13 protein-coding genes and 1 pseudogene are annotated in these 13,312 nt (G+C 72.4%); 10 read left to right on the top strand and 4 right to left on the bottom strand.

What is annotated here, in order from left to right:
* Positions 1-50 precede the first annotated feature (50 nt).
* The 10 genes and pseudogenes from rodA (at position 51) to rdgB (ending at position 10,576) form a co-directional block, all read left to right on the top strand.
* Positions 51-1,187: a rod shape-determining protein RodA gene (gene rodA / locus DEH69_RS05875; RefSeq protein WP_113685877.1), complete on the top strand. Its 1,137-nt coding sequence runs from the start codon at positions 51-53 to the stop codon at positions 1,185-1,187.
* Positions 1,188-1,357: 170 nt separating this feature from the next.
* Positions 1,358-2,113 carry an MBL fold metallo-hydrolase gene (locus DEH69_RS05870; RefSeq protein ID WP_113685801.1) on the top strand — a complete coding sequence of 252 codons (756 nt, stop codon included), beginning with the start codon at positions 1,358-1,360 and terminating at the stop codon, positions 2,111-2,113.
* A 75-nt stretch (positions 2,114-2,188) separates the two neighbouring features.
* Entirely contained in the window at positions 2,189-2,917 is a 729-nt protein-coding gene (gene rph, locus DEH69_RS05865; protein ID WP_113685800.1) for a ribonuclease PH, read from the top strand.
* Between the two features lie 189 nt (positions 2,918-3,106).
* Positions 3,107-3,181, top strand: a pseudogene (locus tag DEH69_RS33585) (LacI family DNA-binding transcriptional regulator); the annotation flags it as partial.
* 341 nt (positions 3,182-3,522) lie between these two features.
* Positions 3,523-4,164 (top strand): substrate-binding domain-containing protein, encoded by a 642-nt coding sequence (locus tag DEH69_RS31310; RefSeq protein WP_181727283.1) that lies wholly within the window; start codon positions 3,523-3,525, stop codon positions 4,162-4,164.
* Positions 4,161-5,564: an extracellular solute-binding protein gene (locus DEH69_RS05855; RefSeq protein WP_181727282.1), complete on the top strand. Its 1,404-nt coding sequence runs from the start codon at positions 4,161-4,163 to the stop codon at positions 5,562-5,564. The genes DEH69_RS31310 and DEH69_RS05855 overlap by 4 nt, the downstream gene beginning before the upstream one ends.
* 12 nt (positions 5,565-5,576) lie before the next feature.
* Entirely contained in the window at positions 5,577-6,527 is a 951-nt protein-coding gene (locus tag DEH69_RS05850; protein ID WP_113685798.1) for a carbohydrate ABC transporter permease, read from the top strand.
* Positions 6,524-7,426 carry a carbohydrate ABC transporter permease gene (locus tag DEH69_RS05845; RefSeq protein ID WP_113685797.1) on the top strand — a complete coding sequence of 301 codons (903 nt, stop codon included), beginning with the start codon at positions 6,524-6,526 and terminating at the stop codon, positions 7,424-7,426. Before DEH69_RS05850 ends, DEH69_RS05845 begins: the two co-directional genes overlap by 4 nt.
* A gap of 36 nt (positions 7,427-7,462) precedes the next feature.
* On the top strand, positions 7,463-9,601 hold the full coding sequence (locus DEH69_RS05840; RefSeq protein WP_113685796.1) for a beta-galactosidase: 2,139 nt from the start codon (positions 7,463-7,465) through the stop codon (positions 9,599-9,601).
* Between the two features lie 366 nt (positions 9,602-9,967).
* Positions 9,968-10,576 carry an RdgB/HAM1 family non-canonical purine NTP pyrophosphatase gene (gene rdgB / locus DEH69_RS05835; RefSeq protein ID WP_113685795.1) on the top strand — a complete coding sequence of 203 codons (609 nt, stop codon included), beginning with the start codon at positions 9,968-9,970 and terminating at the stop codon, positions 10,574-10,576.
* On the opposite strand, the gene DEH69_RS05830 is transcribed toward rdgB, so the two are convergent.
* From DEH69_RS05830 to bcp, 4 genes are all read right to left on the bottom strand, one after another.
* Positions 10,560-11,201 (bottom strand): class F sortase, encoded by a 642-nt coding sequence (locus DEH69_RS05830; protein WP_113685794.1) that lies wholly within the window; start codon positions 11,199-11,201, stop codon positions 10,560-10,562. The genes rdgB and DEH69_RS05830 overlap by 17 nt on opposite strands.
* Complete coding sequence (locus DEH69_RS05825) at positions 11,195-11,800, bottom strand: hypothetical protein (RefSeq protein ID WP_113685793.1); 606 nt, start codon at positions 11,798-11,800, stop codon at positions 11,195-11,197. Before DEH69_RS05825 ends, DEH69_RS05830 begins: the two co-directional genes overlap by 7 nt.
* Before the next feature lie 123 nt (positions 11,801-11,923).
* Positions 11,924-12,703: an HAD-IIA family hydrolase gene (locus tag DEH69_RS05820; RefSeq protein WP_113685792.1), complete on the bottom strand. Its 780-nt coding sequence runs from the start codon at positions 12,701-12,703 to the stop codon at positions 11,924-11,926.
* Positions 12,704-12,719: 16 nt separating this feature from the next.
* On the bottom strand, positions 12,720-13,190 hold the full coding sequence (bcp, locus tag DEH69_RS05815; protein WP_113685791.1) for a thioredoxin-dependent thiol peroxidase: 471 nt from the start codon (positions 13,188-13,190) through the stop codon (positions 12,720-12,722).
* Positions 13,191-13,312 lie beyond the last annotated feature (122 nt).

Genomic DNA, 13,312 nt, shown 5'->3' with positions numbered 1-13,312 from the left:
CCAGCTACTCCCGCGCCCGTCCGGCCGCCGAGCAGACCGTCTGGGCCAGGATGACCGCCAGGGACTCCCTGGCGCGGCGTCTCGACTGGGCGCTGCTCGGGGCGGCGGCGACCCTCTCCGTCCTCGGCACCCTGCTGGTGTACTCGGCGACCAAGGCGCGGACCGATCTCAACAACGGCGAGCCCGGCTTCTTCCTGGTTCGCCACGTCCTCAACATCTCGATCGGCCTCGGCCTCGCCGCCCTCATGGTGTGGCTCGGCCACACCAGGCTGCGCACCGCCGTGCCCGTCCTGTACGCGATCTCCGTCGTGCTCTCGCTCGCGGTGCTCACCCCGCTCGGCTCCTCGATCAACGGCTCACGCAGCTGGATCCAGCTGCCGGGCGGCTTCGCGTTCCAGCCGTCCGAGCTGGTCAAGGTCGGGGTGATCCTTGGACTTGCGACGCTGCTCTCCGCGCCCATGGAGAGCGAGGGCCGTGACGGCCCCGACACCCGCTCGGTGCTCCAGTCGCTCCTGCTGGTCGCGATCCCCGCCGTGCTGATCATGCTCACGCCCGATGTGGGGCAGACGATGGTGATCGCCGCGATCGCGCTTGGCGTGCTGCTGGTCTCGGGCACCGGGCGGCGCTGGATCCTCGGCCTGCTCGGCCTGGGCGTGGTGGGGGCGCTGGCCGTGTGGCAGCTGGGGCTGCTCGACGAGTACCAGATCAACCGGTTCGCGGCGTTCGCCAATCCCGCGCTCGACCCCTCGGGGGTGGGCTACAACACCAATCAGGCGCGGATCGCGATCGGTTCGGGCGGGCTGACGGGCCAGGGGCTCTTCCACGGCAGCCAGACGGCCGGTCAGTTCGTGCCCGAGCAGCACACCGACTTCATCTACACCGTGGTGGGGGAGGAGCTGGGTTTCGTGGGCGCCGGTTCCGTGATCGTGCTGATCGGGATCGTGCTGTGGCGCGGCTGCCGAATCGCCGCGCACGCGCCCGACCTGTACGGGACGCTCGTGGCGGCGGGGATCGTGGCGTGGATCGCGTTCCAGTCGTTCCAGAACATGGGGATGGCGCTGGGGATCATGCCGGTCACGGGGCTTCCGCTGCCGTTCCTCTCCTATGGCGGGTCCGCGATGTTTGCGACCTGGATCGCCGTGGGACTGCTGCTTGCGATCCGTATTCGGTCGCGCAGTCGAATGTGACCGACCATGATCGAACGTCATCGCGCGGGGGCGAGCGGGGCAGGTGAGCGGCCCGTGCGCGGCCGTCCCCCGCCCTGGTGATTCCGCCCACACCCCGGGTCGCACAAGGAGCATGGCGGGCCATCGCGACTTACAGTCGTTCGAACCCCACTACGGAGGTTCCCCGTTCCATGAAGCTCACCGTCGTCGGCTGCTCGGGGTCTTTCCCGTCCGCGGACTCGGCCTGTTCCAGCTACCTCATCGAGGCCGAGGGCTACCGACTGCTCCTGGACCTGGGCAATGGCGCCCTGGGCGAGCTACAGAAGTACTGCGGCCTGTACGACGTCGACGCGATCGCCATCAGCCACCTGCACGCGGACCACTGCATCGACATGTGCGGCTATTTCGTGGCCCGTTACTACCGCTTCGAGGGCGGGCGCTGCGAGCCGATCCCGGTCTACGGGCCCTCGGGGACCGAGCAGCGGCTGATCACGGCCTACCACGACACCCCGTCCGACGACTCGATGCGCGAGGTCTTCGACTTCCGCACGCTGACGTCGGGCGCGACCTACGAGGTGGGCCCGCTGCGGCTGACCGCGCTGCGGATGACGCACCCGGTCGAGACGTTCGGCTTCAGGGTGGAGCACGCGGGGCGCACGCTCAGCTACTCGGGGGACACCGGCAGGTGCGACGCGTTGACCGTGCTGGCCAAGGACGCGGACCTCTTCCTGTGCGAGGCGTCGTTCACGCACGGCAAGGAGGACATCGCCGATGTGCACATCAACGGGCGGCAGGCCGGGGAGTGCGCGCGCGACGCGTCGGTCGAGCGGCTGGTGCTGACGCACATCCCGCCGTGGACGGACGCCCAGGTCAACCTGTGCGACGCCAAGGCCGTCTTCGGCGGCCCCGTCGAACTCGCCCGCCCCGGCGCGGTGTACGACATCTGACCGGCGAGCGGTGCGCGGCCGCCGAGCGCGGGAGCAGGGGCGGGCGCGTGGGGCGAACGGGTTAGGCTCGCCCCCATGTCACGCATCGACGGCCGCGCGGCCGACCAGCTCCGTCCCGTCTCCATCGAACGCGGCTGGAGCAAGCACGCGGAGGGCTCGGTCCTGGTGTCCTTCGGCGACACCCGGGTGCTGTGCACGGCCAGCGTCACCGAGGGCGTGCCACGCTGGCGGCGCGGCGGCGGCGAGGGCTGGGTGACCAGCGAGTACGCGATGCTGCCCCGGGCGACCAACACCCGTGGCGACCGCGAGTCCGTCCGCGGCAAGATCGGCGGCCGCACGCATGAGATCTCCCGGCTCATCGGCCGGTCGCTGCGCGCGGTGATCGACTTCAAGGCGCTGGGCGAGAACACGATCGTGCTGGACTGCGACGTCCTCCAGGCCGACGGCGGCACCAGGACGGCCGCGATCACCGGCGCGTTCGTCGCGCTGGCCGACGCCGTCGCGTGGGGGCAGCGGCACAAGCTGATCAGGGCCAAGGCCCAGCCGCTGACCGGAACGGTCTCCGCGGTGAGCGTCGGGATCGTGGCGGGCGTTCCGCTGCTCGACCTCGCCTACGAGGAGGATGTGCGCGCCGAGACCGACATGAACGTCGTGTGCACGGGCGACGGGCGTTTCGTCGAGGTGCAGGGCACGGCGGAGGGGCAGCCGTTCGACCGGGCGGAGCTCGACGCGCTGCTCGACCTCGCCGTCGCGGGCTGTGGGCGGCTGGCCGCGGCCCAGGGCGAGGCGCTCGGCGAGGGGTGAACGCCTCATAGGGCCAGGGCGCCGACGCCCACCTCGCCCCGTCGTCCGATATCCCGGACGTGTCACACAATCCCGAACACACCCCTTGACTCCCGCGGAAGCGGCTCCTTAGCGTGTGCGCACTCCGGCTGACTGCGCAGTCAGCCGGCCGTGCTGGCAAGGGAGCTGGTAGTGACGGGTCGGGTCTCGATGGCGGACGTCGCCAGGAGCGTGGGGGTCTCGCAGAAGACCGTCTCCCGCGTCGTCAACGGCGAACCGCACGTCAGCCCCGCCGTCAGGCAGCGCGTGCTGCGCGAGATCGAACGCCTCGGGTTTCTCCCCAACGAGTCGGCGCGCGCCCTGGTCACCCGCTGCTCGCGGCGCATCGGCATCGTCACCGCGCGCACGTCCTCCTTCGGCCCCGCCTCGGTGCTGCGCGACCTGGAGCACGCGGCGCGCGCCGCCGGGTACTTCGTCAGCGTCGTGCACGCCGACGAGCAGGACGGCGGCGAGGTGGCGCGCGCCGTCGGGCACCTGGTCAGCCAGGGCGTCGACGCCATCGCCGTGTGCGCGCCCTTGGGCCCTGTCGACCCCGCGGCCCTCGTCCCCGCCCCGCTGCCGTCCTCGTGCTGCGCTGCCCCGACGAGGAGGGGGCTGCCCGCCGCAACGGTCAACGGCGCCGGATCACCGTCGGCAACGACGACATCGGGGGCGCGGCCCAGGCCACCGAGCACCTGCTCGGCCTGGGCCACCGCACCGTTCACCACATCGCGGGCCCCCTCGCCCGGGCCTCCTCCGGCCACCGGCCGCGCGGCTGGCGCTCCGCCCTGCGCGCCGCGGGCGCGGGCGGGCCCCCGCCCGCGCACGGCGACTGGAGCCCCGAGTCCGGCTACCACGCCACCCGCGAACTCCTCGGCCGCACCGGCCCGTTCGCGTTCACCGCGCTCTTCGCGGCCAACGACCAGATGGCCGTGGGCGCCATCCACGCCATCGAGCGGTCGGGGCGGCGCGTGCCGGACGACATCAGCGTCGTCGGCTTCGACGACATCCCGGAGGCCGCCTATCTTTCCGTGCCCCTCTCCACCATCCGCCAGGACTTCGCCGAGACGGCCAGGCGGGCCATCGGGCGGCTGATCCCCGCCATCACAGGCGAGGGAACGCCCGCCCCCGACGCGCGCCCCGACCGAGCTCGTCGCCCGCGCGAGCACCGCCCCGCCGCCGAGCACCCCGCCCCGCTCCCCCGAAAGGCAAGCGAGGGACGACCATGACCCCACCACCCCCCTCCCGCCCCCCGATACCCCCGTACCCCCCGACACCGGGCGCCGCCCTCTCCCGGCGCCGCCTGCTGCGCCTCGGCGGCGGCCTCGGCGCCGCGGCCGCCCTCGGCGGCGCGCTCAGCGGCTGCGCCGGGCGCGCCGACGCCGAGCCGGTCACCTCGGGACGGATCAGGCTGGCGTTCTGGACCCACGACCAGGCGTATGTCGACTTCTTCCAGGCCGCGGCCGACACCGCGGCGGCCGCGGGCGGCGGCCCCTTCACCTGGGAGCTCGACGCCACCCGCACCGGCGCCGCCGACATCGTCACCAAGACCATCGCCCAGACCATCGCGGGCCGCGGCACCCCCGACGTCGTCGGCCTGGAGATCGGCGCGTTCCCGCGGCTGCTCCGCGGCGACCTGGCCGCCGAGATCCTGGAGCCGCTCGAGTCGTATGTGACCGACGCCGAGCATGACCTGCTCACCGTGCGCACCGCGCCGTTCAGCCAGGACGGCCACCTGTACGCGCTCGACTCCGACGCCCCGCTGGTCGTCTACTACTACCGCGAGACCGAGTTCGAACGCCTCGGGCTGCCCACCGACGCGGGCAGCTGGGACGAGCTGGCCAAGGCCGCGCTGCGCGTGCGCCGCCAGCACGACGTGTGCATCGGCGCGGCCTGCGTGGGCAGCGATCTCGGCCAGGTCGTCCAGAGCTTCGACCAGCTGCTGATGCAGCGCGGCGGGCGGCTCTTCCAGGAGGACGGCACCCTCTCGATCGAGACGCCCGAGGCGGAGGACGTGCTGGCGTTCCTGGTCAGGGGCGTCCAGGAGGGCTATCTGGCCACCATCCCCGACCCGTTCGGGCCCGGCACGGCCGCGGCGTTCACCTCGGGCCAGCTCATCGGCCAGTACGCCGCGACCTGGTACAAGGTCTACGGCCTGATGCCCAACGCGCCCGACCAGGCGGGCCAGTGGCGCATCAGGACGCTGCCCGCCTTCGACGGCGGCGGCTCGCGCGCGTCGTTCACCGGGGGCACCGGCTTCGCCGCGCTGCGCGGCAAGGAGAACACCCTCGCCGGCGTCGACCTGATCAGGGCCGCCTACCTCACCCCGGAGGAGCAGGTGCGCCGCTATCTGGACCTGGGCTACCTGCCCACCAGGCGCTCGCTGTACGAGAACGAGGAACTGCTCGCCGTCGAGGACGAGTTCTGCGGCGGCCAGCGCATGTTCGAGGTGTACCGCGACGTCATCGACGAGGCGCCCGCCGTGTACCTCAGCGCGGACAAGCCGATCCTCGACACCGTCCTCAGCGGCTATCTGCTGCGCGCCTACCGCGGCGACCTCAGCCCCCGCGAGGCGCTGAGCGGCGCCACCGAGGACTTCCACGGCCAGACCCGCGCGTCGCGTTCGTAAGGAGCCGTCACGATGACCGCACTCCAGGCTCCACCCGAGGGAAGGCCCGACGCAGGGCTCGGCACAAGGCCCGACGGCGGCCGGGGCGCCGGAGGGAAGCAGCGGCAGCTCGCTCCGTACCTCTTTATCGCGCCGTTCTACGTCCTGTACGGCCTGTTTATGATCATTCCGATCGGGGCCGGAATCTATCTCTCGATGACCGAGTGGGTCGGCCTCGGCACCCCCGAGTTCATCGGATTCGACAACTTCGCCAACCTCGCCCGCGACACCAGCTTTCACAAGGCGCTGGGCAACTCCCTGATCTACGTGCTGATCAGCGTCCTCGTCGTCGTTCCCGCGGCGCTGCTCATCGCCCAGGCCCTCAACACCAAGGGGCTGCGCGCCCGCGACCTCTTCCGGGTCACGTTCTTCATCCCCATGGTGCTCTCGCCCATCGTCATCGCCCTCGTCTACAGCCTGCTGCTCGACCGCAACAACGGCCTGGTCAACGCCCTGCTGCGGGCGCTGTTCGGGGCGGGGAACACCGACTGGCTCGGCGATCCCACGCTGGCCAAGCTGTCCGTGGGCTTTGTGCTGCTGTGGCGCTGGGTCGGCTATCTCACGATCTTCTTCCTCGCCGCGCTCCAGGCCGTGCCCAAGGAGCGCTACGAGGCCGCCGAGCTGGACGGCGCGGGCGTCTTCCGCACCTTCACGGCCGTCACGCTGCCCGGCATCCGCCCGGTGACGGCGTTCGTCGTGGTCACGTCGTTCATCGGCGCGGCCCAGCTGTTCGACGAGCCCTTCCTGATCACCGGCGGCGGGCCCGGCGAGGAGACGCTGTCCGTCGCGATGTTCGTCTACCGCGCGGCGTTCGACCGCCAGCAGTTCGGGTACGCCGCCGCCGCGGGGCTCGTGCTGTTCGTCATCGTCTTCGGGGTCAGCCAGATCCTGAACCGGCTGCTCTCCATCGGGAGGACCTCTTGACCGCGGCGCCCCCCACCCCCGCAAGGGTCGAGCGGCGGCCCCCGAAGGACACCACGCCCGACCGGCCGCCGCGCCGCGGTGGCGTGCCGGGGCGGATCGCGCTCTACGCGACGCTCACCGTGCTGCTGCTGGCGTTCATCGCGCCGATGGTGTGGGCGCTCAGCGCCTCGTTCAAGCCGCGCGCCGACATCTTCGAGTACCCGCCCAACCTCATCCCGAGCCCGGCGACGTTCGAGAACTTCCGGAACCTGCTCAACGGCGAGCCCTTTTGGAACTGGTTCGCCATCAGCGTCGTCACCGCGCTGCTCGCCACCGTCATCGCGGTGTTCGTGTGCGCGCTCGCGGGATTCGCGTTCGCCAAGTACCGCTTCACGGGAAAGCGGATCCTCTTCTCGGTGATGTTCAGCTCGCTCTCCGTGCCGTTCGCGGTCATTCTCGTGCCGCTCTTCGTGCTGGTCGTGAAGTCGGGCCTGTCCAATCCGTGGTTCGCGCTCATCGTGCCGTGGGTGGCGCCCGCCTTCGGCATCTTCATGATGCAGCAGTACATCATCCAGTCGATTCCCGACGAGATCCTCGAGGCCGCGAGAATCGACGGCGCCACCGAATTCGGCATCTTTCTGCGCGTCGTCCTCCCGCTGCTGCGGCCGCCGCTCGGCGCGCTCGCCGTGTGGCAGTTCCTGCACAGCTACAACAGCTTCCTCTGGCCGCTCGTCCTCATATCAGAGACCGACCGCTACACCATTCCGCTGGGCCTCAACATCCTCTTCAAGGCCGAGAACCGCTCCTTCGACCTCGTACTCCCCGGCGCCGTCCTCGCCTCCGTGCCCACGATCCTGGTCTTCCTGCTGCTGCGCAAGCAACTGCTCGAAGGGCTCTCCACCGGCGCGGTCAAGGGCTGACGCCTCCGCAACGCCCCGTCAACGCAAGGGAGAAGCATGCCCACGCTGCCCGGCCGAGTCCTGTTCGGCGCGGCCTACTACCACGAGTACCAGCCGAGCCCGAGACTCGAGAAGGACCTCGACCTGATGCGGGAGGCGCGTTTCAGCGTCATCCGCGTCGGCGAGTCCGTGTGGTCCACCTGGGAGCCCGAGAACGGCGTCTTCGCGCTCGACTGGCTGCGCCCCGTGCTCGACGGCGCCCACGAGCGCGGCATCTCCGTGATCCTGGGCACCCCCACCTACGCCGTCCCCCCGTGGCTCGCCCGCCTGCACCCCGAGATCAACGCCGAGCGCCGCACCGGCCAGCCCATGGGCTGGGGCATCAGGCAGGAGATGGACTTCACGCACCCGGCGTTCCTCTTCCACGCCGAGCGCGTCATCCGCCGGATCGTCGCCCACTACGCCGACCACCCGGCCGTCATCGGGTACCAGGTCGACAACGAGCCCGGCATCGAGATCTTCCACAACCGCGCCGTCTTCCAGCGCTTCGTCGACCACCTGCGCCGCACCTACGGCTCGGTCGACGAGATCAACGAGCGCTGGGGGCTGACCTACTGGTCGCACCGCCTGTCCACGTGGGCCGACCTGTGGACGCCCGACGCCAACGGGCAGCCGCAGTACGACCTGGCGTGGCGCCGCTTCCAGGCCGGGCTGACCAGCGACTTCATCGGCTGGCAGGCGGACGTGGTGCGCGAGTACGCGCGCGATGACCAGTTCGTCACCACGTGCATCGCCTACTCGCGCCCCACGGTGCGCGACGACCACCTCACCGCGCGCCTCGACGTGACCGCGGGCAATCCGTACTACCGCATGCAGGACGGCCTGGCGCTGCCCAACACGCAGCCGGTCAGCGACAGTTGGGCCTCCACCGGCACATGGGCGCTCTACGCGGCGGCCGACCGCATGTTCGCGTCGCGGCAGGAGCCCTTCCTGGTCACCGAGACCGACGCGCAGGCCATCGGGCCCGCGTGGATCAACGAGCCCGCGTACGACGGGCAGTGGCGGCAGGCCGCCTGGGCCCTGGTGTCGCGCGGCGCCCGCATGATCGAGTACTGGCACTGGCACACGCTGCACTACGGCACCGAGACCTACTGGGGCGGCATCCTGCCGCACAGCGGGGCCCCTGGCCGGGTCTACCGCGAACTGGCCGCGCTGGGCGCCGAGTTCGAGAAGGCGGGCGAGCTGGTCGCCGGTCTCGAGCCGGACGCCGACGTGACGATGCTCTACTCGGCCGACACCAAGTGGGCCCTTGAGCACGCGCCGATGCTGCACGGGCCCGACGGCGGCCCCGACCGGCGCGCCTACCACGCGGTGTTCGACGCGTTCTACCGTGGCGCGTTCGACGCGGGGCTCCAGACGCGGATCGTGCACCCGTCGCAGCTCTTCGGGCGCGACCCCGCGGAGTTCGCGGCCGAACGGCCGCTGCTGGTCGCGGCGGGGCTGCTGGTCGCCGCGGACGACGAGCTGCGCTGGCTCGAACGGTACGCCGCTGCGGGCGGCCACCTGCTGCTCGGCATCCGCACCGGCTACGGCGACGAGGAGGTGCGGGCGCGCCAGGAGACCAAGCCCGCGTTCCTGACCGAGGCGGCGGGGGTGTGGTACGACGAGTTCTCGACGCTGTCCGAGCCGCTGCCCGTGCTCGCCCCCGACGCCTCGCCGCTGCGGCTGCCCGCGGGCGCGCGCGGCACGCGCTGGGTGGACGGGCTGACGGTCGCCGACGGCGACATCCTCGCGCTCTACGAGCACCCGCACTTCTGCCGCTGGCCCGCGGTGACCACGCGGGAGCACGGGGCGGGCCGGGTGACCTATGTGGGCACGGTCCCCGACGAGGCGCTGGCCGCGGCGGTCCTGGCGTGGTGCGCGCCCCCGCGCCAGGAGGACGGCTGGCGCCCGGCGGCCGAATCCCAGACGGTCACGTCGGCGACGGCCCCGAACGGCGCGCGGGTGCGCTTCCTGCACAACTGGTCGTGGCTGCCGAGCACGTTCCGCCTCCCGGTCCCCTGCCGCGACGCCCTGAAGGGAACGCCGCTCCCCGCGGAGAGCGAGCTGGCGCTCGGCCCTTGGGATGTGCGGGTGGTGACGGAGTGCGCTCCGCGCGGGGGTGCGGGGTGCGCTCCGCGTGGGGGTGTCGCGTGAGGGTGCGGGTTGGTGGTCGGTGCGGCGGGGAACTTCCCCGCCCACCCGCCCCGTTCGCCCTGCGGGGTGTGTTCCGCGTGGGGAGCGGCCCCGTCGCGGGCGGCCGCTGGCCGCGCGGTTGCCCAGGGCGGGTGCCGCACGCCCTCGGCGATCGCGTCGTCCAGCGCGTGGCTGGCTCCGCGCTGTGCGGTCGCATCGTTGGTCCCGCTCGCGGAGGAGTGGCGGCGCCGCGCGGGCCCGCCGCGTCGTGCGCGTTGCCGCGCGCCGCCGCGCGCCGCGGCACTGGCGCGCCGCCGCTTCACCGGGCTGAGCCCCAGCGCGCAAGCCGCCCGCAGGGCAATTCGCGCGGGGGTCGATAATGGTGCGATGCGTCTCGTTCTCGCCACGCGCAATGCGCACAAGATCTCCGAACTGCGGGTCATCCTCCGGGAGGCCGGGGTGGCTGCCGAGCTGGTGGGGGCGGGGGAGTTCCCCGAGGTCGGGGACGTCAAGGAGACCGGAGTCACCTTCGCCGAGAACGCGCTCCTCAAGGCGCACGCCCTCGCGCGCGCCACCGGGCTGCCCGCCGTGGCCGACGACTCGGGGCTGTGCGTCGACGTGCTCGGCGGGGCGCCAGGGATCTTCTCCGCGCGCTGGGCCGGGGCCCACGGCGACGACGCCGCCAACCTCAGGCTGCTCATCGCCCAGCTCGCCGACGTCCCCGACGCGCACCGCGGCGCGCACTTCGCGTGCGCCGCCGCGCTCGCGCTGCCCGACGGGACCGAGCGCGTCACCGAGGGGTGGCTGCGCGGCACGCTGCGGCATGTGCCCGCGGGCAGCGGGGGGTTCGGGTACGACCCGATCCTCCAGCCCGAGGGCGACACCCGCACATGCGCCGAGCTGACGCCCGAGGAGAAGAACGCCATCAGCCACCGCGGCCTCGCCTTCCGCGCCCTCGCGCCCCTCGTGGGCGAGCTGCTCACGCCCGCCCCGTGAGATACGCGGAGACGACGACATTCGCGGAGTAGCCGCTGCTCTCCCGGTCGAACGTCCCGCCGCACGTGATCAGCCGCAGCTCCGCCGCCCCGGTGCGGCGTGGGCCGTACACCCGCTCCGCGTCGAACGCGTCGCGTTCCACCAACTCCACGGCGCCCACGGTGAATTCGGCCACGCTCCCATCCGCCCTCGCCACCCGGACCACCGCCCCCGGCTCGACGCTTTCGAGCGCGTGGAAGACCGCGGGCTCGCGTTCGGTGTCCACGTGCCCCACCAGCACCGCCGCGCCCTCGGCGCCCGGCGTCGGGCCGCCCTCCCACCAGCCGACCAGCTCGGGCGAGGAGAACGGCGGCGCCGCCACGCCCCCCTCCTCGTCGAGCCCGCGCGGCACGATGTCCGCACGCAGGCCGATGTCGGCGATCTCCACCGCCGTGGGCGCGGGGGCACCGCCGAGCGGCACCGCGCCAGCGGCGGCCGCGGGCGCGTCCCCGAACACCGGGCGCGCCAGGCCGCTCTCGGTCAGCTCACGGCCCCACAGCCACAGGGCGAGCAGCAGCAGCGTCCAGACGAGCAGCGCGACCAGGCGGCCGCGGCGCGATGAGCGGGGCTCGCCCGCCGTCAGCACTTCGACCGGCCGTGCAGCCGCCGCACCGCGAGCAGGGCGCCACCGGCGAGCGCGCCCGAGAGCAGCGTCAGCCCGGCCGTGGTCAGGTCACCGCCCGACCAGCCGTCCCCGTGCCCTTCGTCCGGGCCGCTCGCCGCGCCGCCGCCCCCGGCCCGCACCGGGCCCGTGGGGTGCGCGGGCTCGGGCTTGCCGCCCTCGCCGCCCCTGTGCTCGGAGACGGTGAGCGTGCCGGTGACCTTTCCCTCGCGGGTCTCGCAGTCCACGTCGATCGGATGCTTGCCAGGCCGCGCCCCCGAGTCGACGCGCGCCTCGCCGAACAGCTCACCGCCTGCCCCCGGCACGGGCCCGGGCGCCAGCCGCGCCTCGGCGACGAACGCCGTCGAGAGCGCCGCGCCCGAGCCGCCGAGGCAGCCGGTGACGCGCAGCTCCACGTCGTCGCCCGGGCGTGCGGAGGCCGGGGTGACGCGCACTCCCGGCGCCCCCGCGCCCAGCGGCTCCCCCGACGGCGACGGCGCGTCCAGGGCGGCGGCCTGGCCAGCCCCCGCGATGACGACCAGCGCGGCGACCGCGCACCAACGGGCCAGCGGCGAACGCTTCATGGGGCACCTCCCGGGTCGTTACCCGTCGAAGGTCTCCCGCGTGCCCGCCCCCCGCATCCGCTACGCCTCGCCGCTGGCCCGAACGGGGCGCGCGACCCCCCGCCCGGCCCCCGGCGGCCCCCCTCAGACCTTGTCGATCAGATCCGCGATCGAGCTCACCACGGCCGAGGGCCGGAACGGGAAGCGGTCGATGTCCTCGGCCGCCGTCAGGCCCGTCAGCACGAGGAACGTCTCCATCCCTGCCTCGAGACCCGCGAGCACATCCGTGTCCATCCGGTCGCCGACCATCGCGCTGGTCTCGGAGTGGCCACCGATCAGGTTGAGCCCGGTGCGCATCATCAGGGGGTTGGGCTTGCCCACGAAGTACGGGTCGCGGCCCGTCGCCTTGGTGATCAACGCCGCGACCGAGCCCGTCGCGGGCAGCGCGCCCTCGGTGGAAGGGCCGGTGTGGTCGGGGTTGGTCGCGATGAACCGCGCGCCCGCGTTGATCAGCCTGATCGCCTTGGTCAGCGCCTCGAAGCTGTACGTCCTGGTCTCGCCGAGGACCACATAGTCGGGTGTGACGTCGCTGAGCACATAGCCCACGTCGTGCAGCGCCGTCGTCAGCCCCGCCTCGCCGATGACATACGCCGAGCCGCCAGGGCGCTGGATGTCGAGGAACTGCGCCGTGGCGAGCGCCGAGGTCCAGATGCTCTCCAGGGGCACGTCGAGGCCCATCCGCGCCAGCCTGGCCTGGAGGTCGCGTCGGGTGTAGATGGAGTTGTTCGTCAGGACGAGGAACGGCTTGCCCGACTCCCGCAGCCTCGCCAGGAAGCGGTCGGCGCCCGGGACGGGGACGCCCTCGTGGATGAGGACCCCGTCCATGTCGGTCAGCCACGACTCGATCGGCTTGCGCTCTGCCACGTCGTCTCCGCCCCTTCTACCCCAGATCCAGATCCCTGATCAGCTTCGCGACGTGCCCGGTGGCCCGCACGTTGTACATCGCCTGCGCCACCTTCCCCTCCTCGTCCACGATGAACGTGGAACGGATCACTCCCGTGACCTTCTTCCCGTACATCGTCTTCTCGCCGAAGGCACCGTACGCCTCAAGCACCTTCTTGTCCGGGTCGCTTGCCAGGGTGACCCGGAGGTCCTCCTTGGTGCGGAACTTCGCCAGCTTCTCCGGGGAGTCGGGGGAGACGCCGATCACCTCGTACCCGGCACTGGCCAGCGCGTCGAGGTTGTCCGTGAAGTCGCACGCCTGCTTGGTGCACCCGGGGGTCATGGCCGCGGGGTAGAAGTACACGATGACCTTGCGCCCGGCGTGGTCCGCCAGCGAGACCGCCTTGCCGTCGGCGTCGGTCAGGGTGAAGGCGGGCGCCGGGTCACCCGGCTGCAAGCGGACGCTCATGGCGGCTCCTCATCGTTGATCCCGGTCGTTGATCGCGGTGCGCCACCCAGCCTAAAGGGGGGATCCGACAGGCGGCCCGCCCAGTGAGCTGACACACTGTGCCGTAACGACGACGAGGGAGG

Source organism: Streptomyces sp. PT12 (assembly GCF_003311645.1).
Classification (GTDB): Bacteria; Actinomycetota; Actinomycetes; order Streptomycetales; family Streptomycetaceae; genus Streptomyces.
The sequence above is the reverse complement of the archived record's forward strand: the minus strand, read 5'-3'. Positions and strand labels throughout refer to the sequence as shown.

Excerpts from the sequence above, each read along its gene's own strand:
- rodA (WP_113685877.1), top strand. The coding sequence starts at position 51 with ATGACCGCCAGGGACTCCCTGGCGCGGCGTCTCGACTGGGCGCTGCTC.
- DEH69_RS05870 (WP_113685801.1), top strand. The coding sequence starts at position 1,358 with ATGAAGCTCACCGTCGTCGGCTGCTCGGGGTCTTTCCCGTCCGCGGAC.
- rph (WP_113685800.1), top strand. The coding sequence starts at position 2,189 with ATGTCACGCATCGACGGCCGCGCGGCCGACCAGCTCCGTCCCGTCTCC.
- DEH69_RS05855 (WP_181727282.1), top strand. The coding sequence starts at position 4,161 with ATGACCCCACCACCCCCCTCCCGCCCCCCGATACCCCCGTACCCCCCG.
- DEH69_RS05850 (WP_113685798.1), top strand. The coding sequence starts at position 5,577 with ATGACCGCACTCCAGGCTCCACCCGAGGGAAGGCCCGACGCAGGGCTC.
- DEH69_RS05840 (WP_113685796.1), top strand. The coding sequence starts at position 7,463 with ATGCCCACGCTGCCCGGCCGAGTCCTGTTCGGCGCGGCCTACTACCAC.
- rdgB (WP_113685795.1), top strand. The coding sequence starts at position 9,968 with ATGCGTCTCGTTCTCGCCACGCGCAATGCGCACAAGATCTCCGAACTG.
- DEH69_RS05825 (WP_113685793.1), bottom strand. The coding sequence starts at position 11,800 with ATGAAGCGTTCGCCGCTGGCCCGTTGGTGCGCGGTCGCCGCGCTGGTC.
- bcp (WP_113685791.1), bottom strand. The coding sequence starts at position 13,190 with ATGAGCGTCCGCTTGCAGCCGGGTGACCCGGCGCCCGCCTTCACCCTG.